Annotated in this window: 21 protein-coding genes; 17 read left to right on the top strand and 4 right to left on the bottom strand. The window is 53.5% G+C overall.

All coding sequences use genetic code 11. From position 1 onward, the window contains the following. The first annotated feature begins 26 nt into the window (after window positions 1–26). The gene (locus LG52_RS17160; RefSeq protein ID WP_044732871.1) at window positions 27–893 is read left to right on the top strand and encodes a lipoate--protein ligase family protein; all 867 of its coding nucleotides are present in this window, start codon (window positions 27–29) and stop codon (window positions 891–893) included. Between the two features lie 153 nt (window positions 894–1,046). On the opposite strand, the gene LG52_RS17155 is transcribed toward LG52_RS17160, so the two are convergent. After that, the gene (locus tag LG52_RS17155; RefSeq protein ID WP_044732870.1) at window positions 1,047–1,700 is read right to left on the bottom strand and encodes an RsfA family transcriptional regulator; all 654 of its coding nucleotides are present in this window, start codon (window positions 1,698–1,700) and stop codon (window positions 1,047–1,049) included. 175 nt (window positions 1,701–1,875) lie between these two features. Between LG52_RS17155 and LG52_RS17150 the strand changes: the two genes are divergently transcribed. The 3 genes from LG52_RS17150 to LG52_RS17140 all read left to right on the top strand — a co-directional run bounded on the left by LG52_RS17150 (window position 1,876) and on the right by LG52_RS17140 (window position 4,078). Further along, a complete protein-coding gene (locus LG52_RS17150) occupies window positions 1,876–2,103 on the top strand; it encodes a DUF1450 domain-containing protein (RefSeq protein ID WP_011232879.1) in 228 nt (75 codons plus the stop codon). 144 nt (window positions 2,104–2,247) lie between these two features. After that, window positions 2,248–3,546, top strand: a complete 1,299-nt coding sequence (locus LG52_RS17145; protein ID WP_044732869.1) for an HD domain-containing protein — start codon at window positions 2,248–2,250, stop codon at window positions 3,544–3,546. Window positions 3,547–3,559: 13 nt separating this feature from the next. Then, window positions 3,560–4,078: a YwgA family protein gene (locus LG52_RS17140; RefSeq protein ID WP_044732868.1), complete on the top strand. Its 519-nt coding sequence runs from the start codon at window positions 3,560–3,562 to the stop codon at window positions 4,076–4,078. Window positions 4,079–4,428: 350 nt separating this feature from the next. On the opposite strand, the gene LG52_RS17135 is transcribed toward LG52_RS17140, so the two are convergent. After that, entirely contained in the window at window positions 4,429–4,617 is a 189-nt protein-coding gene (locus LG52_RS17135; RefSeq protein WP_014196981.1) for a 2-hydroxymuconate tautomerase, read from the bottom strand. A gap of 131 nt (window positions 4,618–4,748) precedes the next feature. Between LG52_RS17135 and LG52_RS17130 the strand changes: the two genes are divergently transcribed. Both LG52_RS17130 and LG52_RS17125 read left to right on the top strand, forming a co-directional pair. Then, complete coding sequence (locus LG52_RS17130) at window positions 4,749–5,417, top strand: site-2 protease family protein (protein ID WP_044732867.1); 669 nt, start codon at window positions 4,749–4,751, stop codon at window positions 5,415–5,417. Window positions 5,418–5,436: 19 nt separating this feature from the next. After that, on the top strand, window positions 5,437–5,952 hold the full coding sequence (locus LG52_RS17125) for a YwhD family protein (RefSeq protein WP_044732866.1): 516 nt from the start codon (window positions 5,437–5,439) through the stop codon (window positions 5,950–5,952). 132 nt (window positions 5,953–6,084) lie between these two features. On the opposite strand, the gene LG52_RS17120 is transcribed toward LG52_RS17125, so the two are convergent. Further along, entirely contained in the window at window positions 6,085–8,130 is a 2,046-nt protein-coding gene (locus tag LG52_RS17120; protein WP_044732865.1) for a transglycosylase domain-containing protein, read from the bottom strand. A gap of 256 nt (window positions 8,131–8,386) precedes the next feature. Here LG52_RS17120 and speE point away from each other — a divergent pair, with 256 nt between their 5' ends. From speE to LG52_RS17095, 5 genes are all read left to right on the top strand, one after another. Beyond that, the gene (gene speE / locus LG52_RS17115; protein ID WP_044732864.1) at window positions 8,387–9,214 is read left to right on the top strand and encodes a polyamine aminopropyltransferase; all 828 of its coding nucleotides are present in this window, start codon (window positions 8,387–8,389) and stop codon (window positions 9,212–9,214) included. A 13-nt stretch (window positions 9,215–9,227) separates the two neighbouring features. Beyond that, entirely contained in the window at window positions 9,228–10,103 is an 876-nt protein-coding gene (gene speB / locus LG52_RS17110; protein WP_044732863.1) for an agmatinase, read from the top strand. Between the two features lie 352 nt (window positions 10,104–10,455). Next, the gene (locus LG52_RS17105; RefSeq protein WP_044732862.1) at window positions 10,456–10,887 is read left to right on the top strand and encodes a DUF1934 domain-containing protein; all 432 of its coding nucleotides are present in this window, start codon (window positions 10,456–10,458) and stop codon (window positions 10,885–10,887) included. Window positions 10,888–10,890: 3 nt separating this feature from the next. Further along, window positions 10,891–12,564 (top strand): arginine--tRNA ligase, encoded by a 1,674-nt coding sequence (gene argS, locus LG52_RS17100; protein ID WP_044732861.1) that lies wholly within the window; start codon window positions 10,891–10,893, stop codon window positions 12,562–12,564. A 79-nt stretch (window positions 12,565–12,643) separates the two neighbouring features. Then, window positions 12,644–12,811 carry a XapX domain-containing protein gene (locus tag LG52_RS17095; protein WP_044732860.1) on the top strand — a complete coding sequence of 56 codons (168 nt, stop codon included), beginning with the start codon at window positions 12,644–12,646 and terminating at the stop codon, window positions 12,809–12,811. A 128-nt stretch (window positions 12,812–12,939) separates the two neighbouring features. Here the strand turns inward: LG52_RS17095 and cls are convergent, their stop codons facing one another. Continuing rightward, window positions 12,940–14,130: a cardiolipin synthase gene (gene cls, locus LG52_RS17090; RefSeq protein WP_044732859.1), complete on the bottom strand. Its 1,191-nt coding sequence runs from the start codon at window positions 14,128–14,130 to the stop codon at window positions 12,940–12,942. Between the two features lie 650 nt (window positions 14,131–14,780). Between cls and LG52_RS17080 the strand changes: the two genes are divergently transcribed. The 6 genes from LG52_RS17080 (at window position 14,781) to LG52_RS17060 (ending at window position 22,185) form a co-directional block, all read left to right on the top strand. Continuing rightward, window positions 14,781–16,877: a heterodisulfide reductase-related iron-sulfur binding cluster gene (locus tag LG52_RS17080; RefSeq protein WP_044732857.1), complete on the top strand. Its 2,097-nt coding sequence runs from the start codon at window positions 14,781–14,783 to the stop codon at window positions 16,875–16,877. A 157-nt stretch (window positions 16,878–17,034) separates the two neighbouring features. Further along, the gene (locus LG52_RS17075) at window positions 17,035–18,213 is read left to right on the top strand and encodes an acetyl-CoA C-acetyltransferase (RefSeq protein ID WP_044732856.1); all 1,179 of its coding nucleotides are present in this window, start codon (window positions 17,035–17,037) and stop codon (window positions 18,211–18,213) included. 288 nt (window positions 18,214–18,501) lie between these two features. Next, a complete protein-coding gene (locus LG52_RS17070; RefSeq protein WP_044732855.1) occupies window positions 18,502–19,353 on the top strand; it encodes a 3-hydroxybutyryl-CoA dehydrogenase in 852 nt (283 codons plus the stop codon). Next, window positions 19,346–19,483, top strand: coding sequence for a hypothetical protein (locus LG52_RS20005; RefSeq protein WP_156133492.1), 138 nt, complete (start codon window positions 19,346–19,348; stop codon window positions 19,481–19,483). The genes LG52_RS17070 and LG52_RS20005 overlap by 8 nt, the downstream gene beginning before the upstream one ends. 105 nt (window positions 19,484–19,588) lie before the next feature. Then, a complete protein-coding gene (locus tag LG52_RS17065; RefSeq protein ID WP_044732854.1) occupies window positions 19,589–20,722 on the top strand; it encodes an acyl-CoA dehydrogenase in 1,134 nt (377 codons plus the stop codon). A gap of 320 nt (window positions 20,723–21,042) precedes the next feature. After that, window positions 21,043–22,185: an acyl-CoA dehydrogenase gene (locus tag LG52_RS17060; protein ID WP_044732853.1), complete on the top strand. Its 1,143-nt coding sequence runs from the start codon at window positions 21,043–21,045 to the stop codon at window positions 22,183–22,185. Window positions 22,186–22,339: the final 154 nt, after the last annotated feature.

The following is a 22,339-nucleotide window of genomic DNA, read 5'->3' as shown; positions in this document are numbered from 1 at the left end:
ATGATCAATGCAAGGAGTTGCTAGCGATGAGCCATGAATTGCTGCATCAGCCGAAATGGCGGGTAATCGACCAGTCGCATTTCGGTCCGCTGTTTGATGCGAAACAATCGTTTGCCATCGATGATGCATTATGCACCGCGGTCGGCGCCGGACGGTCGGATGCCGTCGTCCGCACGTGGGTGCATGAGAATACCGTCGTCTTAGGCGCCGCTGATACGAAGCTTCCGTACATCGATGAGGCCATTTCGTTTTTGCGCCAGGAAGGGTATCGCGTCGTTGTCCGCAATTCCGGCGGGTTGGCCGTTGTCCTTGACAGCGGGGTGTTGAATATCTCGCTCATTTTTCCGGAAATGAAAAACACAATTGCCATCGAGCAAGGGTATGAGGCGATGTACGCGCTCATGGCCGCCATGCTTGCCTCACACGGTGCCCGCGTTGAGGCGGGGGAAGTCATCGGCTCATATTGTCCGGGAAGCTATGACTTGAGCATTGGCGGCAAAAAATTTGCCGGCATTTCGCAGCGACGGGTGCGCGGCGGCGTTGCCGTGCAAATCTACCTGTGCGTCAATGGGAGTGGAGCCGCGCGGGCTGAGCTTATTCGCCGCTTTTATGAGCTCGGCCGCCAAGGAGAGAAAACGAAATTCGCCTACCCCGATGTTGTCCCAGCTGTCATGGCGTCGCTGTCTGAGCTTTTCGGCTGCGAGCTGTCGGTCGATGAGCTGCTTGTCGCCCTTTGGCGCACGCTGCAGTCGTTTGGCGGCGAGCTGTATTCGTCTGCCCTCGAGAACGGCGAATGGAATTGGTATGAGCAGTATTGGGCGCGCATCGTCGAACGAAATGCCGACGTATCTTCAGGAGCCGATGAGAGAAGTCGAGCCGTAAAGCCCTTTTAGCTTCGATGAGGCGCTTCGTCGCTGCTGCCCCCGCCTCATGCCCTGCCCAACCTTGGCGCGAATGATGGACGTTCGCCAACAAAAAAGGGGCTGATCCCAAAGCGCACTTGCGTTTTGGGATCAGCCCGGCTTTTCACCCGACATCCTTTTTCGTTACTCGGCGATTTTCTCTAAGTTTCCGTTCGGGTCCATACGGAAGGTCAGCCCCCGTTCTTCTTCCTCTTTTAACACCATTTTGCGCGCCCGATTGATGATTTTCACGAGCGTCTCAAAATCTTCTTGAACAGTCGACGAATTTTCTTCTAATTTCGCAATCTTTTCTTCAAGTTCTTTATTTTTTTGCTTTAGTTCGTCAATTTCGCGGCGCAGCCGCTCGTTTTCTTTGATCAGCGCCTCCCGTTTCCGCTCATGGGATTGGAACGTTTTTAAAAAAGCGATCACTTGATCAAGCGTCACTTGCTGCGGCGGAGAGGATGGGACGACGGCCGGCAGCTGCATCACTTCGCCGAGCTCCTCAAGCGACGGCATCGGCGGTTCATACAGGCGCCGCTTTTTCGCGCCTCCTTGTTTGGCCAGCAGCCGCATCCGCTCTTTCCGCTGCATTTTCGCCAGTTGAAGCGCCTCCTCATATCGATGGCGGACGACGGCGTTCCAGCGGAAGCCGCAGGCGGCTGATGTCCGGTTCAACTTGTCGCCGACTTCTTCAAACGCGTTCAGCTGGGTGCTTCCTTCACGCACATGGCGCAATACGGTCTCTGCCAACAATAAATCGTCTTCTTCCGTCCAAGCGTCTTGTCGTTGCTTCATCGGTCTTCACTCCTTTTTCCCATGCTAGTAAAAGGATGGGCAAAAAAACAAAACATTATACGTTGCAAGTTTACGGGATTCTCAAATTCCCAGAGTGAAAGCATGCCGACTTGCAATTTTCCCGCGAAAGCGGTAGAATACACAAAGCAAACGCCACAGAAAGGGATGACGAGTGATGGCGAATGAGTTTCGCGTTTGCGACGACTGCAAGGCGCCGAATTTAAAGACACTGATTCCGCGCCTCAAAAAGCTGGATCCGGACGCGGTCATCAAAATCGGCTGCCAGTCGTATTGCGGCCCTGGGCGAAAAAAAACGTTCGCCTTCGTCAACAACCGCCCTGTGGCGGCGCTGACGGAAGACGAACTGATTGATAAAATTGCCGAAAGGTTGAAAAAGCGATAAGCGGTCACCTTCTTTGCCGAAAGAAGGTGATTTTTGTTTTTTTCCGTCAATAATGGAGAAAGACGGAGAAAAAAGTCAACTATTTCTTTGCCGCAAGAAACGGCGTATAATAGATGTATGTTGGAGACGGAAGAGGAGGATGCGATGTATTCCGGCGGGCAGCTTGACGAAGAAAAAGTGTTTAAAGATCCGGTGCATCGATACATACATGTTCGCGACAAAGTGATTTGGGATTTGATCGGCACAAAAGAGTTTCAGCGCCTGCGCCGCATCAAGCAGCTCGGCACAACGTATTTGACGTTCCACGGCGCCGAGCACAGCCGATTCAACCATTCGCTCGGCGTTTACGAAATCATCCGCCGCATCATTGACGACGTGTTTGTCGGCCGCGACCATTGGGACCATAGCGAGCGCCTTCTTTGCCTATGCGCGGCGCTGTTGCACGATTTAGGGCACGGCCCGTTTTCCCACTCATTTGAAAAGGTGTTTCGCCTCGACCACGAAGATTTTACGCAGGCCATCATTTTAGGCGATACAGAAGTGAACGCCGCCTTGCGCGAAGTGGGCGACGATTTTCCGCAAAAAGTAGCGGAAGTGATCGCCAAAACGTATCCGAACAAGCTTGTTGTGAGCCTCATTTCGAGCCAAATTGACGCCGACCGGATGGATTATTTGTTGCGCGATGCCTACTACACCGGCGTCAGCTACGGCTATTTTGACATGGAGCGCATTTTGCGCGTCATGCGCCCGCGCGAAGACCAAGTCGTCATCAAACGAAGCGGCATGCATGCGGTCGAGGATTACATCATGAGCCGCTACCAAATGTACTGGCAAGTGTACTTTCATCCCGTGACGCGCAGTGCGGAAGTCATTTTGACGAAAATTTTGCATCGGGCGAAAAAGCTGTACGAGGACGGGTATACGTTTGCGACGAAGCCGACGCACTTTTTATCGTTTTTTGCCGGCCATGTAACGCTTGGCGACTATTTGGCGCTCGATGAAGCCATCATCCTGTTTTACTTTCAGCAATGGCAATATGAGCGAGATCCGATTTTAAGCGACTTATGCCAGCGGTTTGTCCGCCGCCGCCTGTTCAAATATACGGAGTTCCATCCGACAAACGAGCAAATGACAAGGTTGATTGAGCTGCGGGAGCTGTTTAAAAAGGCGTGGATCGATCCGGACTATTACTTGGTCGTCGATTCATCGTCCGATTTGCCGTATGACTTTTACCGGCCGGGCGAGGAAGGCGAGCGCCTGCCGATTTACCTGCTGATGCCAAACGGGGAGCTTCGCGAGCTGTCGCGCGAATCGGTGCTTGTCGACGCCATTTCCGGCAAGCGGCGCACCGACCATAAGCTGTATTTCCCAGCTGATTTCCTGGAAGACTTGTCGACGAAGCGGACAGTGAAGAAAAAGATTATGGAAATTTTAAAGGGTTAGGAGATGACGGAGAGTGCTCACAGAGCATGCGAAAGTGATGAAGGCGTTGGCGGCCGCCGGGGAAATAGCCGGCCGCAAAAAGATGCAAAAAATGATTTACATCGCGAAAAAGCTCGACTTTCCGTTTTACGAGAAGTTCGATTTCCACTTTTACGGACCGTACTCCGAGGAGCTGACGTGCCGCATCGAGGAGCTGTGCGCGCTTGGGTTTTTGCATGAAGTGAAAGAGAAAAAAAGCGGTTATGTGCAATATCGTTATACGCTCACCGAGGCGGGGGAGCAGTTTTTGCGCCATTACGACTGGGACATGCCGGGGCTTGCTGAATGCATGCAGGCGTTGAATGAACAAAACGCCCGCTTTTTGGAGCTTGTGTCCACCGTGCTGTATTTCGAACATTTGCCGAGAGACGAAGTGAAAGCGAAAATTGCGGTGTTAAAAAGCAAACAGCGCTATACGGAAGAAGAAATCGAGGAGGCGTACGCGTACGTTGAGGCGCTGCGCAGCCGGTGTCACAACAAAGCCCGCGTGTAGGCGGGCGGAAGACGTTGTTTCAACGCGTCATTTTCGATCGGCTGGTCAGAGAAGAAAGCTGACCGAAAAGAGTGATGTTCCTTAAACAAAACACCACATATTGTTTTTTAATGATTGTTATGTCTATATAACGGTAATAAGACAAGGTGTCCCGATCCTTTTGGGACACCTTCCTCCTTTTGTTAATGCAGCACAAACGCCAGCTGCAAAAAGAACAGCACGGCAAGCAAACGTCGTCAGGCCGGCGAGAAATTCCGTTTTGCGGCCGGCAGATGGTTGTAGAAAGTGAATCAATATTCGTTTTTGATCCAAAAGGCAACGGGAGCGCTTCATGCGCCCCCGCTCTTGTGTTACTCTGTGTCGCTCAGTCGTTTTCCGGCGATCGCATAATGGTCTTTCGTCATTTCTTCAATGAATACGACAACGCTCTCCCGTTTCGCCCCTGTCGTCTCGACGACGGCGTCCGTCACTTTTTCCACCAGTGCTTTCTTCTGTTCATCCGTGCGGCCGGCGAGCATTTTGATCGTGACATACGGCATCATCATTCCCCCATTTCCTTGTCGAGTGCTGTCGCGCTTATTATACCATGGAACGGTGAAGTTCAGTCCACTTTTGGCGGTAAATCATGTATACTAAGGATAGTGAATACAGGGGAAAAGGAGTTAATCAAGTGGAACACATTTTGCCGTATTCGTTAAGCGAAATTCCGTATGTGCTCTTGACGCTGGCGTTAGCGTTTTCCGTGCATGAGTTCGCTCATGCATATGTCGCCTACAAGTTCGGTGATCCGACGGCGAAAAACGAAGGGCGGTTGACGCTGTCCCCGTTTGCCCATTTGGATTTGCTTGGCACCCTGCTTATTTTTCTCGCGGGGTTTGGCTGGGCGCGCCCGGTGCCGGTCAATCGCTTTTACTTCAAAAATCCGCGCCTTGCCGGCATTCTCGTGTCGGTTGCCGGGCCACTGAGCAATCTCGTGCTTGCCGCGCTTGGATTTGTCATTTGGTACGCGATGATCGACTTCGGCATCATGCGGGCGCTGCCGGATTGGTTTGCCGCTGGATTTGATCTGTTTTTCCAAATTTTTATCAGTTTGAACGCTGTTTTGTTTTTGTTTAATTTATTGCCGTTTCCGCCGCTTGACGGGTATCGTATTATTGAAGACTTGGCGCCGGATGGGCTGCGGGCGAAAATGACGCAATGGGAAAGCTACGGGGCGCTCATTTTTCTCATCCTTGTGCTCACGCCGCTTGACCGATATACGATTGAGCCGGTGTTTCAAGTGGCGCTGCCGTTTGTATTGGAAAATTTGCAGTCGTTGGCCGCCAACTTGTTTACGTAGGAAGGAGGAAACAAGCGGAATGGAGCAAAAAAAGAAAAAAACCATCGGCTTTAATATCATTAAAGACGATCCGACCGACGGGCACCGCGGCTTTGGCGCTGGGGCGTTGAGCTTAGAAAACGTGTCGCCGGTCATCATTGACGTCGAAGCGGGCGAAGCGTTTGTCGATATGGGGGCGATGCATGCGCGCAGCGCCGTTGAGCGCGGCATCAAGTTTTTGCCGGACCGTTCCGCCGTGCCAAACGGCAAGCCGTATTGGATCGTCTGGGTGACGATCGAACGCGGCGAGGACGGTCCGTATTACGCCGGGGTGACGGCGTGCGAAATGACGGTCGACCGTGAGGCGCGCCGCGGCTATAAGTTATTGCCGGAACATGTGAACCGGCTCGATAAATCCCTAAAGCGGCACATTATTGTCGATCATATGGACGCAAAATCAAAACGGGTGCTCGCTGACTTTTTGAAAGGGCACGACATTGGGATGTGGAACCGTTCGAGCGATGAACTGAAAAAAGGGCTCGAAGGCGAATTGTGACGGTTTTGTGAACATATTTGTTCAAGGGCTTGTTCTTGTTTGGAAAAAGGGATAAACTAAATCTACATGTATAACACAGGAAAACTAGGACAAGAAAATCCCCTGCGTATGCACGCAGGGGATTTTCTTTGCTTAAAACCATGGGAACCATTTTTCGAACCAGCTTTTTCCGTCTTCTTTTTTCTTTTTTTTCTTTTCCAAATGGTCGGTGCAATAGTCGGTCGGTTCTGTACCGACGAGATAGTATGTTTTTCGTTTCACTGGACAAGCGTCGGTGGCCAGCTTGCCGTTTTGCGGGTCGATGTAGACGCCGATGACGCCTTTGGTCGGCTTGAACGATTGTTTCGGCTCGCCGGCGAGGCTTTGTTCCATAAAGCGAACCCATATTTGTTTGGCGTATTGCCTTTCGGCAGGACGATCCATCGTTTCTCCGCGATCGTAGCCGGTCCAGACGCCGGCGACCAGCTGCGGGGCGAACCCGATCATCCAACTGTCCGTTTTCGTCGTTCCCGACTTGCCGGCGTACGGACGCGTGATGTCATCGATGATTGACTGCCCGGTGACGGTTGTATAGCCGTTTAACTTCGGGTCGAACATCCCGGTCATTAAATGGGTTGTCACAAACGCGGCGTCGCGGTCGAGCACTTGCCGGCTCTCCGGCTTATGTTCATACAGTACGTTTCCGTTTGCATCCACGACTTTTTGAATAAACACCGGTTCGGTTTGCTTGCCGTAGTTGGCCAGCGTGCTGTATGCGGCCACCATGTCGATCACTTTCACGGGCGAGGTGCCGAGCGCCAACGACGGCACTGCTTTCAATCTGCTTGTAATGCCGAGCGCTTTCGCTGTTTCGACAAGTTTGTCGGCGCCGATGAACTGGAGCGTTTTCACTGCAAAGACGTTATCGGATACAGCGAGCGCCTGAGCGAGCGTGATCGGGCCGTTGGCATAGTAGTCGTTGTAATTATGCGGCGTATACGGCGATCGGCCGCCGTTAAACGTAAATGTCGTCAGTTCGCTGCGCAGTTGGGTCGATGGGGTGAATCCTTGCTCGATCGCCGCGTAATACAAAAACGGCTTAAATGTCGACCCTGGCTGGCGTTCCGCCTGCACGGCCCGGTTGAACGGGCTCTCTTCGTAGTTGCGTCCGCCGATGAGCGCCTTCACTTCTCCGGTGCGTGGATCCATCGCGACAAGCGCTGCTTGAATGGCAGAGTGCGGGTCGATAATGCGATCGATTTGTTCTTCAGCGATCCGCTGCAGACGCCGGTCGAGCGTCGTATAGACGCGCAGTCCCCCAAGCTCAATCGTCCGCTCATCAAGGCCAAGCTTTGTGCGCAGCTGCTGTTTGACGACATCTTGAAAATATGGGGCGATCGGCTGTTCTTGTTGGCGGTGCCGGACGTAGACGAGCTTGTCGCGGTACGCCTGCTCCGCTTCTTTGCGGCTGATGTAGCCGGCTTCCGCCATGGAGGTCAGCACGATTTTTTGCCGCGCTTTCGCCCGCTGTTCATTGACAAACGGCGAGTAGTAATACGGCCCTTTCGGAATGCCGGCGAGCATCGCTGCCTCGCTGAGCGTCAGCTCCCTCGCGTGCTTGCCGAAATAGTAGCGAGCCGCTGCTTCAATGCCGTAGGCCCCATGGCCGTAGTAAATCGTGTTTAAATAGCCTTCCAAAATTTGATCTTTGCTGTAGTTGGCTTCAAGCCGGATGGTGTACAACGCTTCCTGGATTTTTCGCGACCACGTTTTTTCATGCGTCAAAAACAAGTTGCGTGCATATTGCTGGGTGATCGTGCTCGCCCCTTCGACTTTTGCCATCGCCTCTACATTCGCAATGATTGCGGCGGCGATTCGCTTCAAATCAAACCCGTGATGTTCGTAAAACTTCCGGTCTTCAACGGCGATCGTTGCTTCGATGACGTGCGGGGACATGTCTTTGAGCCGAACCCAATAGCGTTTTTGCCCATGGTCGCTTTCCCCGATTTTGCTGCCATCAGCGGCATAAAAAATCGTCGTCTGCGGCACGGCGACCGGCGGTGCGCCTTCGATTTTCGCGAACAGCACAAAGCTCCCGAGAGCGGCGAAGGCAAAGATGGCGAGAAAAAGGCCGATAAAGACGGCGGCGCGCACATATTTCCACGTGCCGCGAAAACGGCTGCCTGGGATCGGTTCCATTGCGCATCACCTCAACGGTTTTGGCGTTGTTTCAGACATGCGGGCGGACGCCCGGCCGAATGCGCCGCCTTGCTTTTGTCAAGGCTTCGCCAGCGAGGTTTTCCGCTTTTTCTTACCAGTATGAAAAAAAATTTTTTATTTTAAACTTGTTCCTCTTGCATTTTTGCTAGATTGCTCTATACTTTTTCATGTTTAGTTTTTCGTTGTCTAAGGAAAACTTGTATAGTAAGCAACGCTCGGAGAAAGGATGTTACCGATGGAACTTTGGTTCACCGAAAAGCAAACGGAGCATTTTGGCATCACCGCACGCATCATCCGCACTTTACATACAGAACAAACGCCGTTCCAAAAACTTGATATGGTGGAAACGGCGGAGTTTGGCAACATGCTTTTGCTCGACGGCATGGTCATGACGACGCAAAAAGACGAGTTCGTCTATCATGAAATGGTCGCCCACGTGCCGTTGTTCACCCACCCCAATCCGGAAAACGTGCTTGTCGTCGGCGGCGGCGACGGCGGCGTCATTCGTGAAGTGCTGAAGCACCCAAGCGTCAAAAAAGCGACGCTTGTCGAAATCGACGGCAAAGTGATCGAGTGCTCGAAAACCTACTTGCCGGAGATTGCCGGCAAACTCGATGATCCGCGCGTCGAAGTGAAAGTCGATGACGGGTTTATGCATATCGCCAAAAGCGAAAACGAGTATGACGTCATTATGGTTGACTCGACCGAACCGGTCGGTCCGGCGGTCAACTTGTTCACAAAAGGGTTTTACGCCGGCATCGCCAACGCGTTGAAGGAAGACGGCATTTTCGTCGCCCAAACGGACAATCCGTGGTTTAAAGCGGATTTGATCCGCAACGTTTATCGCGACGTGAAGGAAATGTTCCCGATCACCCGTTTGTATACGGCGAACATTCCGACATATCCGAGCGGGCTCTGGACGTTTACGCTCGGCTCGAAAAAATACGACCCGCTGGCGGTCAGCGATGACCGGTTCCATGACATTGATACGAAGTATTACACGAAAGAGTTGCATAAGGCGTGTTTTGTCTTGCCGAAATTTGTCGCGGATTTAACGAAATAAGGGGGCGCAGGCGATGCGATTTGATGAAGCCTATTCGGGCAACGTGTTTATCGGCAGCCACTCAAACTTTGAAGAAAGTGAAGCGGTCATTTACGGGATGCCGATGGACTGGACGGTCAGCTACCGGCCTGGCTCGCGGTTCGGCCCAGCTCGCATCCGCGAAGTGTCGATCGGTCTTGAGGAGTACAGCCCATATTTGGACCGCGAACTCAAAGACATCCGCTACTTTGACGCTGGGGACATTCCGCTTCCATTTGGCAATGCGGCCCGCAGTTTGGAGCTGATTGAACAGTTCGTGAAAAAGGTGCTTGACGCCGGCAAGTTCCCGCTCGGCCTCGGCGGGGAGCATCTCGTTTCCTGGCCGGTCATCAAAGCGGTGTATGCGAAATATCCGGATTTGGCGGTCATTCATATGGACGCTCATACGGACTTGCGCGAACATTACGAAGGCGAGCCGCTGTCGCACGCGACGCCGATCCGCAAAGTCGCTGACCTGATCGGTCCGACGAATGTCTTTTCGTTCGGCATCCGTTCCGGCATGAAGGAAGAGTTTGAATGGGCGAAAGAAAACGGCATGTACATTGCCAAGTTTGAGGTGCTTGAACCGCTCCGCTCGGTGCTGCCGAAGCTTGCCGGCCGTCCGGTGTATGTGACGATCGACATCGATGTGCTCGACCCGGCCCATGCCCCAGGCACCGGGACGGTGGACGCCGGCGGCATTACGTCAAAAGAGTTGCTTTCGGCCATTCATGAGATCGCCCGCTCCGACGTGCGAGTCGTTGGCGCCGATTTGGTGGAAGTCGCGCCGATTTACGACCATTCCGAACAGACAGCCAATACGGCGAGCAAGCTTGTGAGGGAAATGCTGCTCGGCTGGGTGGCGAAGTGAATAAGACGGGGAAAAAGCGCCTGAATCGCGATGTTGCGAAGGCGCTTTTTTGTGAGAAACACAGGACTAGGAATGCAGAAATGAATATGTCCGTACATCATCATAAAACAGTATGCCAAGAAGAAATAGAGGGCGTCCAATCAGTCGGTGTTTCGTCGATTGGACGCCCTTTCCTAATTAATAAAACACTGACCACCCTGCATTCCCCGCCGTTTGATTATGAAATGCAGCCGTCTTTTCGGCATATCCGTTTTTTCTTCCCTATCGAAGCCGCCTCTGCCCCTTGAATCGGTTGAAGCAGTTCCTTATAATTAAACTTATGACTGTTTGTTCGTAAAGGTGTGTCTGCGAGATGAAGGAAACAAACGGCATTCCGGTGCGCCTTCGCCAAGTCACGGTCATCCGCGACGGCCCACGCCGAGAGACGGTTGTGCTTGAAGCGGATGGCATGTATTACATAAAAGGGGAAACTGTGTATTTGCAGTTTGCCGAGGAAAACGAACTTGGACGGGTGAAAACAACCGTGAAAATGGCGCCTGATGAGGTGACCGTCCTTCGTTCTGGAGCGGTTGAGATGAGACAAACGTTCCGCCGTCGCCAGGAAACGCCGGGCCATTATGGGACAGCGTTTGGACGATGGGCGCTGGCGGCCAAAACGAGCGCCATGGAGTTTCACTATGATGAACAGCGGAAAAAGGGGCGGCTCTTTCTTTCTTATGAACTGACGCTAGGCGATGAGCGAAGCGGACGCCATACGTTGACGTTGACATTTAAGGGGGTATAAGCGGTGAACATTGTCGGACAAATCAAGGAAAAGATGAAAGAAGAAATCCGCCAGGCGGCGGTAAGAGCAGGACTGGCTTCAGCCGACGAACTGCCGGAAGTGTTGCTTGAGGTGCCGCGCGACAAAGCGCATGGCGACTACTCAACGAACATCGCCATGCAGCTCGCCCGCATCGCGAAAAAACCGCCGCGGGCGATCGCCGAAGCCATCGTCGGGCAGCTTGACAGCGAACGCATGTCGGTTGCCCGCATTGAGATCGCCGGGCCAGGGTTTATCAACTTTTACATGGACAACCGCTATTTGACGGCGGTCGTGCCCGCGATTTTGCAGGCGGGACAAGCGTATGGCGAATCGAACGTCGGCAACGGGGAAAAAGTGCAAGTCGAGTTCGTCTCGGCCAATCCAACCGGAGACCTGCATTTAGGCCATGCCCGCGGCGCCGCGGTCGGCGATTCGCTTTGCAACATTTTGGCGAAAGCCGGGTTTGACGTGACGCGCGAATATTACATTAATGACGCCGGCAAGCAAATTTACAATTTAGCGAAATCGGTCGAAGCCCGTTATTTTCAGGCGCTTGGTGTTGATATGCCGTTGCCGGAGGACGGCTATTACGGTGACGATATCGTGGAAATCGGCAAAAAGCTTGCCGAAGAGTACGGCGATCGGTTTGTCGAAATGGAGGAAGACGAGCGGCTTGCCTTTTTCCGCGAGTACGGCCTTCGCTATGAGCTTGAGAAAATCAAGAAAGACTTGGCCGACTTCCGTGTGCCGTTTGACGTCTGGTATTCGGAAACATCGTTGTATGAAAGCGGAAAAATCGACGAAGCGCTTTCCACTTTGCGCGAGCGCGGCTACATTTACGAGCAGGACGGGGCGACATGGTTCCGTTCGACGGCGTTTGGGGACGATAAAGACCGCGTCTTAATTAAGCAGGACGGCACATATACGTACTTGCTTCCGGACATCGCCTACCATCAAGACAAGCTGCGGCGCGGGTTCAAAAAGCTCATCAACATTTGGGGAGCCGACCACCACGGCTACATTCCGCGCATGAAGGCGGCGATCGCGGCGCTCGGCTACGATTCGGAGGCGCTTGAAGTGGAAATCATTCAAATGGTGAACCTATACCAAAACGGTGAGCGCGTCAAAATGAGCAAGCGCACCGGCAAGGCGGTGACGATGCGCGAGCTCATGGAAGAAGTCGGCGTCGACGCCGTTCGCTATTTCTTTGCGATGCGCTCGGGCGATACGCATTTGGATTTTGACATGGACTTGGCCGTGTCGCAGTCGAATGAAAACCCGGTTTACTACGTCCAATACGCGCACGCCCGCGTTTCGAGCATTCTTCGCCAAGCGGAGGAACAACACATTTCCTATGACGGCGACTTGGCGCTTGGCCATCTTGTGGAAACGGAAAAGGAAATCGAGCTGCTCAAAGTGCTCGGCGATTTCCCCGATGTCGTCGCCGAGGCGGCGCTCAAGCGGATGCCGCATCGCGTCACCGCCTATGCATTCGATTTGGCTTCCGCGCTCCATAGCTTTTATAACGCGGAAAAAGTGCTTGATTTGGACAACATCGAAAAAACAAAAGCCCGCCTCGCGCTTGTCAAGGCGGTGCAAATTACGCTGCAAAATGCGTTAGCGCTCATTGGCGTTTCAGCGCCGGAACAAATGTAAACGAACGAGGGGGCATCAAAGAGAGCGCCCCCTCTTTTTTGGGCATTCTAAAGAAAAATGAGAGTGGAGGACGAATCTCATGAAGGAAATCGTGCTGTCGCTTCTGACAGGCATGATCGTAGGTTTTTTGTTCACGCTGTTCCGCCTGCCGATTCCCGCTCCCCCGGCGTTGGCCGGCATCGCCGGCATCGTCGGGGTGTATCTCGGCATGCGGTTGTTTCAATGGTTCACGATGTTTTGGAAGTAAGCACTTGCATGATCAAACAGGTAACAAAACCCGGTTGGCGCCGTTTTGGCAGCATCAAGCCGCCGGAAGCGCCAGCCGGGTTTTTTGCTTCTTCTGTTGTTTGAGAGGGAAATGGAACTTCGGACCGGTCAAAGCCAGGCAGAGATAAGCTGGGAAATCGACTGTTTGCCGCGGTCAAGAAGCGAACGTTTTTGCCAAAAGTCGACCGTCAGCGGCTCGGCGCGCAACAAATCGCGCTCGATCGCCCGTTTGACGAGGCGGGTAAACGCGCAGTCAAACACATAGCAGTTGATTTCGCCGTTCAAAAACAAGCTGCGCCGATCGAAATTCGCTGTGCCGACGTCGCACCACTCCTCATCGATGACGAGCGTTTTGGCATGGTAAAATCCTTGGTAAAAGCGGTAAATGCGCGCGCCGGCTTTCAAGAGTCGATAAAAGTACGGATAGGCAGCCTCTTTGACAAATAAATGGTCCGCCTTCAGCGGCACAAGGACGGTCACACGCACCCCGCGCCGAAGCGCTTCCATCAGCTCGTGAAACAGTGGCCGGCTTGGGATGAAGTATGGGCTGCCGATCATAATTTCTTTTTTCGCCTGGCGGATGACCTTGATAAACTGTTCTTCAAGGGCAGCGCCGTTGGTGGCGACGAGCTGATGGCGAATGGCGCCGGCCGGAAGCGGCGGGAAGTAGCGATGTTTGTCAGGCACCGTCCGGCCCGTTGCTTCTTCCCAGTCGTGCAAAAACTGTTCTTGCAAGTCGTGAACCCCTTCGCCGTTCACTTTTAAGTGGTAATCGCGCCATTCGCCGAAGTTGGCGTCTTTTCCGTTGTATTCGCGGCCGATGTTAAAGCCGCCGATGTAGCCGACCCGCCCGTCGATGACCGTAATTTTCCGATGGTTGCGGCGGTTGAGGTGGTAAATGAAAAACGGAAAGCGCGGCTTTCGGGCATAGGCGAACTCCACCCCGCTTTCCTCGAGCGAACGGATGAGCGCTTTCGGCAGTCCAAAGCTGCCGACCCAATCGGTCAACACTCGCACTTTCACGCCGGCAGCTGCTTTTTCCTTTAAAATTTGGAAAAATGGCGCGCTCGTTTCGTCATTTTTTATAATGTAAAACAAGACGTGAATATGATCGCGGGCGCGGCCTAGTTCAGCGAAGTAATCAGAAAATAAATGCCTGCCGTTGATATAGAGAGAAATATCGCTTCTCCGCTCCGGGTAGACGACTTTTTTGCGCCCATTGCGGAAGATGAACTGTCCAAGCTTGTCATCAAGATAAACGAGCAGCAATACGATGGCAATAAAGGAAATGGCGACCATATCTTCTCCTCCTGTGTCGATTCGGTATTTATTAATGTGCCCGAGAACGCGCAAAACGTTTCAAATTGCCTTTATCGTGAACGTACCCAAACTCCAAATGAATAAAATTTCCATATTGATGAATTTTTTGGCTCTTCAGGTTCAACATCAAAAGATGTGCTTGACTTTTAAAGATAAACATCATAGCAATGTTGCTCAAAGAGAAGTGTGGTATAAAAAGGAAAAAAGCTGTTTTGGCTTTCTTTATCATGATCGTCTTTCTTTGTCAAGTACACTTTGTGGTGAAGATCCGCTCTTCACCCAAAGTTGTACTTGACTGTTTCAGAACACACCTTTCTTACGCCTGTAAGGAGGAAATTAGTAAATCGACATTTTGGATGCATAGTGGCTCAAGGAAACGTCTCGCTTGTCAAGTGCACATTGTGGTGATGAACCGAATATTTTTCGTCATGGAAGTCTATAGAGGGCTGAACAAATCGATGATTCCCCGGCGATTGCTCCGTTGCAAAGGAAAAGTTTTCGCGGCTCGGATGAAAAAGGCTATTGACTGAATGCTCATTCATTTGTACAATAGACATAAAGCGAATTCTGAAAATTTCTTTTGTTATGGCAACACATTCGCTCGAAAAGCGGAGGGAAGGGGAGAGAAGATGAATGCCTTGTTGGTGGTGAACTGGCTCGCGTTTTTGTTTGTAACCGCTTACGCAATCTACTTGTTTGCGTATGTCGTAAAAACGCGGGCGATATACATCAAACTCGGCAAAAAAGTCGAGTTTGACCACAAAATAAAGGAGCGGCTGCGAAACATCTGGGTCAACGTGTTCGGCCAGAAAAAGCTGCTTAAGGACAAAAAAAGCGGACTGATCCACGTCGTCTTTTTCTATGGCTTTATTCTTGTCCAATTTGGCGCGATTGATTTCATCATCAAAGGGCTTGCGCCGGGGGCGCATTTGCCGCTTGGGCCGCTGTATGCGGGATTTACGTTTTTCCAAGAAATCGTCACCTTGCTCATTTTGATCGCGGTGCTCGCCGCCTTTTACCGCCGTTATATTGAAAAGCTTGTCCGTTTAAAGCGTGACTTCAAAGCTGGGCTTGTCCTCATCTTTATCGCCGGACTCATGCTGTCGGTGTTGTTCGGCAACGGGATGAGCATCATTTGGCACGGCGAAGAAGCGGGATGGAGCGAGCCGGTCGCCTCGCTCATCGCTGCCATGTTTTCATGGGTCGGCGAAACCGGAGCGGCGGTGCTCTTCTTTATCGCTTGGTGGGTGCATCTGTTGATTTTGCTGACGTTCCTTGTGTACGTGCCGCAATCGAAGCATGCCCATTTGATCGCTGCGCCGATCAACGTCTTTTTCAGCCGATTGACGCGGCCGAAGCTTGCGCCGATCAACTTTGAAGACGAGGGGCAAGAGTCGTTTGGCGTCGGCAAAATTGAAGATTTTACGCAAAAGCAGCTGATCGACTTGTACGCCTGTGTCGAGTGCGGCCGTTGCACAAGCATGTGTCCGGCGACCGGGACAGGGAAAATGTTGTCTCCGATGGACTTGATTTTAAAACTGCGCGACCATTTGACGGAAAAAGGGGCGGTGGTCACGTCCCGCGCGCCATGGGTGCCAGCGTTCGCTTTCAAAAACACAAGGGGCAATCAGCTCGCGTTCGCCGCGGCGTCGGAGCAGGCGGCGGCGATCGAAATGCCGAGCCTCATTGGCGATGTCATCACCGAAGAAGAGATTTGGGCCTGTACGACGTGCCGCAACTGTGAGGATCAATGTCCGGTCATGAATGAGCACGTTGATAAGATCATCGATTTGCGCCGCTACCTTGTCTTGACGGAAGGGAGAATGAATCCGGATGCGCAGCGGGCGATGACGAACATCGAGCGCCAAGGCAATCCGTGGGGCTTGAACCGAAAAGAACGGGAAAACTGGCGCGAGCTGCGCGATGATGTGCATGTGCCGACCGTCAAAGAAGCGGCGAAAGCGGGCGAAGAGATCGAGTACTTGTTCTGGGTCGGCTCGATGGGGTCGTATGACAGCCGGAGCCAAAAAATCGCCCTCGCTTTTGCCAAACTGCTGAACGAAGCGGGCGTCAAGTTTGCGATTTTAGGCAACAAGGAGAAAAACTCGGGCGATACGCCGCGCCGGTTAGGGAATGAATTTTTATTCCAAGAGTTGGCGACGAACAACATCGCTGAGTTTGAAAAAGCGGGCGTCAAGAAAATCGTGACGATCGACCCGCACGCCTACAACACGTTCAAAAACGAATACCCGGATTTTGGGTTCGAGGCGGAAGTGTATCATCATACCGAGCTGCTCGCCAAGCTCATCGAAGAAGGGCGGCTCGTGCCGAAACATCCGGTGAATGAACGCATTACGTTCCATGACTCGTGCTACTTAGGACGCTACAATGATGTCTATGACGCCCCAAGGAAAATTTTGCGCGCCATCCCGGGCGTCGAGCTTGTCGAAATGGAGCGCAACCGCGAACGCGGCATGTGCTGCGGCGCCGGCGGCGGCCTCATGTGGATGGAGGAGACGACCGGCAACCGGATCAACGTCGCCCGTACGGAGCAAGCGCTCGCCGTCAACCCGACGGTCATCAGCTCCGGCTGTCCGTACTGCTTGACCATGTTGACCGATGGAACGAAAGCCAAGGAAGTGGAAGACCGCGTCTCCACGTACGATGTTGCCGAACTGTTGGCGAAATCGGTGTTCGGGGAAGAAAAAGAGGAAGCCGCATCGTAAAAATAGTTGCGCAGACAATTTTTATTTTTTAAAATAGTGAATAAGAGCAGAGGAGAGGGTGTACCGTTGTACACCTTCTCTTTCGCACCGCTATCGAGCGAGCGTTCAGTCTGTGTTTTGTAATCGCTTTCTTATTCAACGAGAAGGGGAGAGGAAGATGGGCAAAACGGTGATTGTCAGTGGGGCGCGCACCCCGTTCGGAAAATTGGGCGGTTCTTTGCAAGCGTTGTCAGCATCAGAACTCGGCGGCATTGCCGTGAAAGAAGCGCTTGCCCGCGCGGACGTGAGCGCAGAACAAGTCGATCATGTCATTTTAGGCACGGTTCTGCAAGGGGGGCAAGGGCAGCTCCCGTCACGGCAGGCGATGCGCCATGCCGGCATTCCTTGGCATGTTCGCACCGAGACGGTCAATAAAGTATGCGCATCGGGCATGCGCGCCGTGACGCTCGCGGATCAGCTCATCCGCTTAGGCGAAGCCGATGTCGTCGTCGCGGGCGGCATGGAGTCGATGAGCAACGCTCCGTATGTGTTGCCGAAAGCCCGATGGGGGCTGCGAATGGGCGACAGCACGGTGAAAGATTTAATGGTGTATGACGGCCTTACTTGCAGCTTTACGGGTGTTCATATGGGCGTTTATGGCGGGAATACAGCGCGTGAACTTGGCATTACACGCGAGGCGCAGGATGAGTGGGCGTACCGCAGCCATATGCGCGCCATTGCCGCCATCGAAGCCGGCCGGCTCGCGGAAGAGATCGTTCCGGTGACGATTCCGCAGCGCAAAGGGGAGCCGCTTGTCGTCGAACGCGACGAGGCGCCGCGCAAAGACACGTCGCTTGAAGCATTGGCGAAACTGCCGCCGGTGTTTGACCCGGAAGGGACAATCACCGCCGGCAACGCCCCGGGCGTCAACGACGGCGCCGCCGCGCTTGTTTTGATGAGCGAGGAGTGCGCCGCCAAAGAGGGGCTCAAGCCGCTTGCGACGGTCGTCGCCCACACCGCCATCGCCGTCGAGGCGAAAGATTTCCCGAAAACGCCGGGACTTGTCATCAATGAGCTGCTCCGCAAAACAGGAAAAACGGTCCACGACATTGCCTTGTTTGAAGTGAACGAAGCGTTTGCCGCTGTCGCATTGGCGGCCATTCAAATCGCCGGGCTTGACCCGGAAAAAGTAAACGTCAACGGCGGCGCCGTCGCCCTCGGCCATCCGATCGGCGCGAGCGGGGCGCGCATCATCCTCACGCTCATTTATGAGCTGAAACGCCGCGGCGGCGGCCTCGGCATCGCCGCCATCTGCAGCGGTGGCGGCCAAGGCGATGCCATCTTGGTCGAGGTATAACGAGCGGGGCGGCGGGCATGCGGCATTCTGCCGTCCGCCTTCCCGCGTTGCGCCAAGGCATAGGACGCGGCGTGTCCACGTTTGCCTCAAGCGTTGCGTCATGAGGCATCGCGCCATGGCGCGGCACGTTGTTCATTGCCACAACAGCCGTCGCATCAACGGTTGACAGCAAGGGGTTGTTGTGATGACGATGCAAAGACCGGTTGCCGTTGGTTGCTGGCGGCAGTGAGGCATATGAGTTTGAGCGCGGAACAGGAAACGCAAAGCGGACGATAGGGGGAACAGAAGATGGATGTGAAAACAATCATGGTCGTCGGCGCCGGACAGATGGGGTCAGGAATCGCTCAAGTGTGCGCCGTCGCCGGCTATCAAGTGTTTTTGTACGACATTAGCGAGGCACAGTTGGACAAAGGAATCGCCAACATCGAAAAAGGGCTCGCCCGCCAAGTGGAAAAAGGAAAAATGACAGCGGCGGACAAAGACGCAGCGCTCGTGCGGCTTGCCCGCTCGACCGACTTGCATGCCGCCGCTGAAGCGGATCTTGTCATTGAAGCGGTCGTCGAAAACATGGACGTGAAAACAAAGCTGTTCGCCGAGCTCGATGCGCTCGCCCGCCCGGAGACGATTTTAGCGTCGAACACGTCGTCGCTGCCGATTACGGAAATTGCCGCTACAACGAAACGGCCAGAGAAAGTGATCGGCATGCACTTTATGAACCCGGTGCCGGTGATGAAGCTCGTCGAAATTATCCGCGGTTTGGCGACGGCTGATGACGTGTATGAAACGATCGAAGCCGTGGCCCGCAAGCTCGGCAAAGTGCCGGTCGAAGTGAACGACTTTCCGGGCTTTATTTCGAACCGCGTCCTCATGCCGATGATCAACGAAGCGATTTATGCCTTGTACGAAGGGGTGGCGACCAAAGAAGCCATCGATGAAGTGATGAAGCTCGGCATGAACCATCCGATGGGTCCGCTGACGCTCGCTGATTTTATCGGGCTCGATACGTGCTTATACATTATGGAAACGCTTCATGAGGGGTTCGGGGATGACAAATACCGCCCATGCCCGCTCTTGCGCAAATATGTGAAAGCCGGCTGGCTCGGCCGCAAGACAGGCCGCGGATTTTACACGTATGAATAAACCGCTTGGCGTCGCTCCAGGACAATGCCGAAGCGTGCTGCAATGTGCGGGGGCGGCGCCCGCTATGCTGTCTGCCGACCGTAACGCCGCACGTTGGGTGCATGCGGGAACGCTGTTTTACGGCCTATAATAAGGCAAATCTATAGAATCGTTCAGCTGCCTGCTGGCTGCCCCATGGAGCGGAGAAGCGCCTGAAAACACCATTGTGTCAGCGACATCGGAAGGAGGCCATTTCATGGAATTTCGCTTCAACGAAGAGCAGGAAATGATGCGGCAAATGGTGCGCGAGTTCGCCGCGGCGGAGATTGCCCCATTTGTCGAGCGTATGGAACAAGGAGAGTTTCCGCGCCCGATTTTAGCGAAAATGGCGGAACTCGGTCTCATGGGCATCACCGTGCCCGAACAATACGGCGGCGCGGGTATGGACTTTGTTTCGTACATCATCGCCATTCATGAAATTTCGAAAGTGAGTCCGACCGTCGGTGTCATCTTATCAGTGCATACGTCGGTCGGCACGAATCCGATCTTGTATTTCGGCACTGAAGAGCAGAAACAAAAATACGTGACAAAGCTCGCCCGAGGTGAGTACTTGGGGGCGTTTTGCCTTACTGAACCGAGCGCCGGCTCGGACGCAAAAAGCTTGAAGACAAAAGCGGTGCGCCGCGGCGATCGCTATATCTTGAACGGATCGAAAATTTTCATCACCAACGGCGGAGAGGCGGATACGTACATCGTCTTCGCCCGCACGAATCTGGAAGAAGCCGGAAGCCGCGGCATTTCCGCGTTTATTGTGGAAAAAGGGACGCCGGGGATGTCGATCGGCAAAGATGAGAAGAAGATGGGGCTGCATGGGTCGCGAACGGTGACCATTACGTTTGAAGATGCCGAAGTGCCGGCGGAAAATTTGCTCGGTCAAGAAGGAGAAGGATTTAAAATCGCAATGGCCAACCTTGACGTCGGTCGGATCGGTATTGCTGCCCAAGCGCTCGGCATCGCGGAGGCGGCAGTCGAACATGCAGTCGCCTACGCGAAAGAGCGGGTGCAGTTTGGCAAACCGATCATCGAGCAGCAAGGCGTCGCTTTCAAGCTTGCCGATATGGCAACGGCGGCTGAAGCGGCGAAATGGCTCGTCTATCGCGCCGCTTGGCTGCGCGCGCAAGGGCTGCCGTGCGGAAAAGAGGCGTCGATGGCGAAGCTCTTCGCTTCACAAACCGCGATGGACAATGCCATCGAGGCGGTGCAAATTTTCGGCGGCAACGGCTACACGAAAGACTACCCGGTCGAACGATTGTTCCGTGACGCGAAAATTACGCAAATTTACGAAGGAACGAGCGAAATTCAGCGCATCGTTATCAGCAAACATTTGTAGCCAGGCATGTTGATGAACCAATCCGAACCATATAGATGCAACAAAGAAGTTTAACATATCATTGATGGAAAAGTGGTTTGTCCATTTTCGACTGTCGAAGGCAAGCCGACGGCTGTTCTGTTGGAAGGCTGAACAATACCGCCTTCAGGGATCGAGGCATAAACATGGGGCTCTGTCTTTTGCTGCGTTTTGTTGTGCAGCCGGAGCGATCCTATTCTCTTTTCCAAACAATGATTCGTTGTCTGTCTTTGGAAAACGGTGATCACGCTAGCACGGGGGACGAGGATTTCGGATATATAGGAAAACGGGGGAATGACGAGATGAACTTTCGATTGAGCGAAGAACATGAAATGCTGCGAAAAATGGTGCGCGAATTTGCCGAAAACGAAGTAGCGCCGACTGCCGCTGAACGCGACGAAGAAGAGCGGTTTGACCGCGGCATTTTCAACAAAATGGCTGAACTCGGGTTAACAGGCATTCCGTGGCCGGAAGAATACGGCGGCATTGGCGGCGATTATTTAGCCTATGTCATCGCGGTTGAGGAGCTGTCGCGCGTCTGTGCCTCGACCGGGGTGACGCTCTCCGCGCATATATCGCTCGCCAGCTGGCCGATTTACAAGTTCGGCAACGAAGAACAAAAGCGGAAGTATTTGCGCGCCTTAGCGACTGGGGAAAAACTTGGGGCATATGCTCTGTCCGAGCCGGGGGCGGGGTCGGATGTCGCCTCGATGAAAACGCGTGCGGTAAAAGACGGGGATCATTACATTTTAAACGGTTCAAAAGTATGGATCACCAACGGCGGCGAAGCGGAAATTTACGTCGTGTTTGCCGTGACCGATCCGGAAAAGCGGCATAAAGGGATCAGCGCCTTTATCGTGGAAAAAGGAACGCCGGGCTTTTCGTTCGGCAAAAAAGAAAAGAAACTCGGCATTCGTTCGTCGCCGACGACGGAGCTCATTTTTGAAGACTGCCGCATTCCGAAAGAAAACTTGCTCGGTCAAGAAGGAGAAGGGTTTAAAATCGCCATGATGACGCTCGATGGCGGTCGCAACGGCATCGCCGCCCAAGCGGTCGGCATTGCCCAGGGCGCGCTGGATGCGGCGGTGGACTATGCGAAACAGCGCGTCCAGTTCGGCAAACCGATCATCGAGCAGCAAGGGGTCGCCTTCAAGCTCGCTGACATGGCGACGGCCATTGAAGCGGCGCGGCTCTTGACCTATCAAGCGGCATGGTTGGAGTCGAATGGCTTGCCGTACGGCAAAGCATCCGCCATGGCGAAACTGTTTGCCGGCGACACGGCGATGAAAGTGACGGTCGAGGCGGTGCAAATTTTCGGCGGCAACGGCTACACGAAAGACTACCCGGTCGAGCGGTTTATGCGCGACGCGAAGATTACGCAAATTTACGAAGGAACGCAAGAAATCCAGCGCCTTGTCATTTCGCGCATGTTGACACGCAATTAAACATTGCGCGTCAACTCATTCGTGTTGGCGCGCGATTGAGGCATTGTGCGTCATTTCATTTCGATCTGAACGGTGGCTTGGTGCTTTGGGGAAGGGCGCACGGATCGGCATGGGGCGGGTCGCCGCCCCGCCGTCAAATGGGAATGGGGGAGAG

This window comes from Geobacillus kaustophilus (assembly GCF_000948285.1).
Lineage (GTDB): Bacteria > Bacillota > Bacilli > Bacillales > Anoxybacillaceae > Geobacillus > Geobacillus thermoleovorans_A.
The sequence above is the reverse complement of the archived record's forward strand: the minus strand, read 5'-3'. Positions and strand labels throughout refer to the sequence as shown.

Coding starts and splice junctions, on each gene's coding strand:
- LG52_RS17160 (WP_044732871.1), top strand. CDS start 27: ATGAGCCATGAATTGCTGCATCAGCCGAAATGGCGGGTAATCGACCAG.
- LG52_RS17155 (WP_044732870.1), bottom strand. CDS start 1,700: ATGAAGCAACGACAAGACGCTTGGACGGAAGAAGACGATTTATTGTTG.
- LG52_RS17150 (WP_011232879.1), top strand. CDS start 1,876: ATGGCGAATGAGTTTCGCGTTTGCGACGACTGCAAGGCGCCGAATTTA.
- LG52_RS17145 (WP_044732869.1), top strand. CDS start 2,248: ATGTATTCCGGCGGGCAGCTTGACGAAGAAAAAGTGTTTAAAGATCCG.
- LG52_RS17135 (WP_014196981.1), bottom strand. CDS start 4,617: ATGCCGTATGTCACGATCAAAATGCTCGCCGGCCGCACGGATGAACAG.
- LG52_RS17125 (WP_044732866.1), top strand. CDS start 5,437: ATGGAGCAAAAAAAGAAAAAAACCATCGGCTTTAATATCATTAAAGAC.
- LG52_RS17120 (WP_044732865.1), bottom strand. CDS start 8,130: ATGGAACCGATCCCAGGCAGCCGTTTTCGCGGCACGTGGAAATATGTG.
- speE (WP_044732864.1), top strand. CDS start 8,387: ATGGAACTTTGGTTCACCGAAAAGCAAACGGAGCATTTTGGCATCACC.
- speB (WP_044732863.1), top strand. CDS start 9,228: ATGCGATTTGATGAAGCCTATTCGGGCAACGTGTTTATCGGCAGCCAC.
- LG52_RS17105 (WP_044732862.1), top strand. CDS start 10,456: ATGAAGGAAACAAACGGCATTCCGGTGCGCCTTCGCCAAGTCACGGTC.
- LG52_RS17095 (WP_044732860.1), top strand. CDS start 12,644: ATGAAGGAAATCGTGCTGTCGCTTCTGACAGGCATGATCGTAGGTTTT.
- cls (WP_044732859.1), bottom strand. CDS start 14,130: ATGGTCGCCATTTCCTTTATTGCCATCGTATTGCTGCTCGTTTATCTT.
- LG52_RS17080 (WP_044732857.1), top strand. CDS start 14,781: ATGAATGCCTTGTTGGTGGTGAACTGGCTCGCGTTTTTGTTTGTAACC.
- LG52_RS17075 (WP_044732856.1), top strand. CDS start 17,035: ATGGGCAAAACGGTGATTGTCAGTGGGGCGCGCACCCCGTTCGGAAAA.
- LG52_RS17070 (WP_044732855.1), top strand. CDS start 18,502: ATGGATGTGAAAACAATCATGGTCGTCGGCGCCGGACAGATGGGGTCA.
- LG52_RS20005 (WP_156133492.1), top strand. CDS start 19,346: ATGAATAAACCGCTTGGCGTCGCTCCAGGACAATGCCGAAGCGTGCTG.
- LG52_RS17065 (WP_044732854.1), top strand. CDS start 19,589: ATGGAATTTCGCTTCAACGAAGAGCAGGAAATGATGCGGCAAATGGTG.
- LG52_RS17060 (WP_044732853.1), top strand. CDS start 21,043: ATGAACTTTCGATTGAGCGAAGAACATGAAATGCTGCGAAAAATGGTG.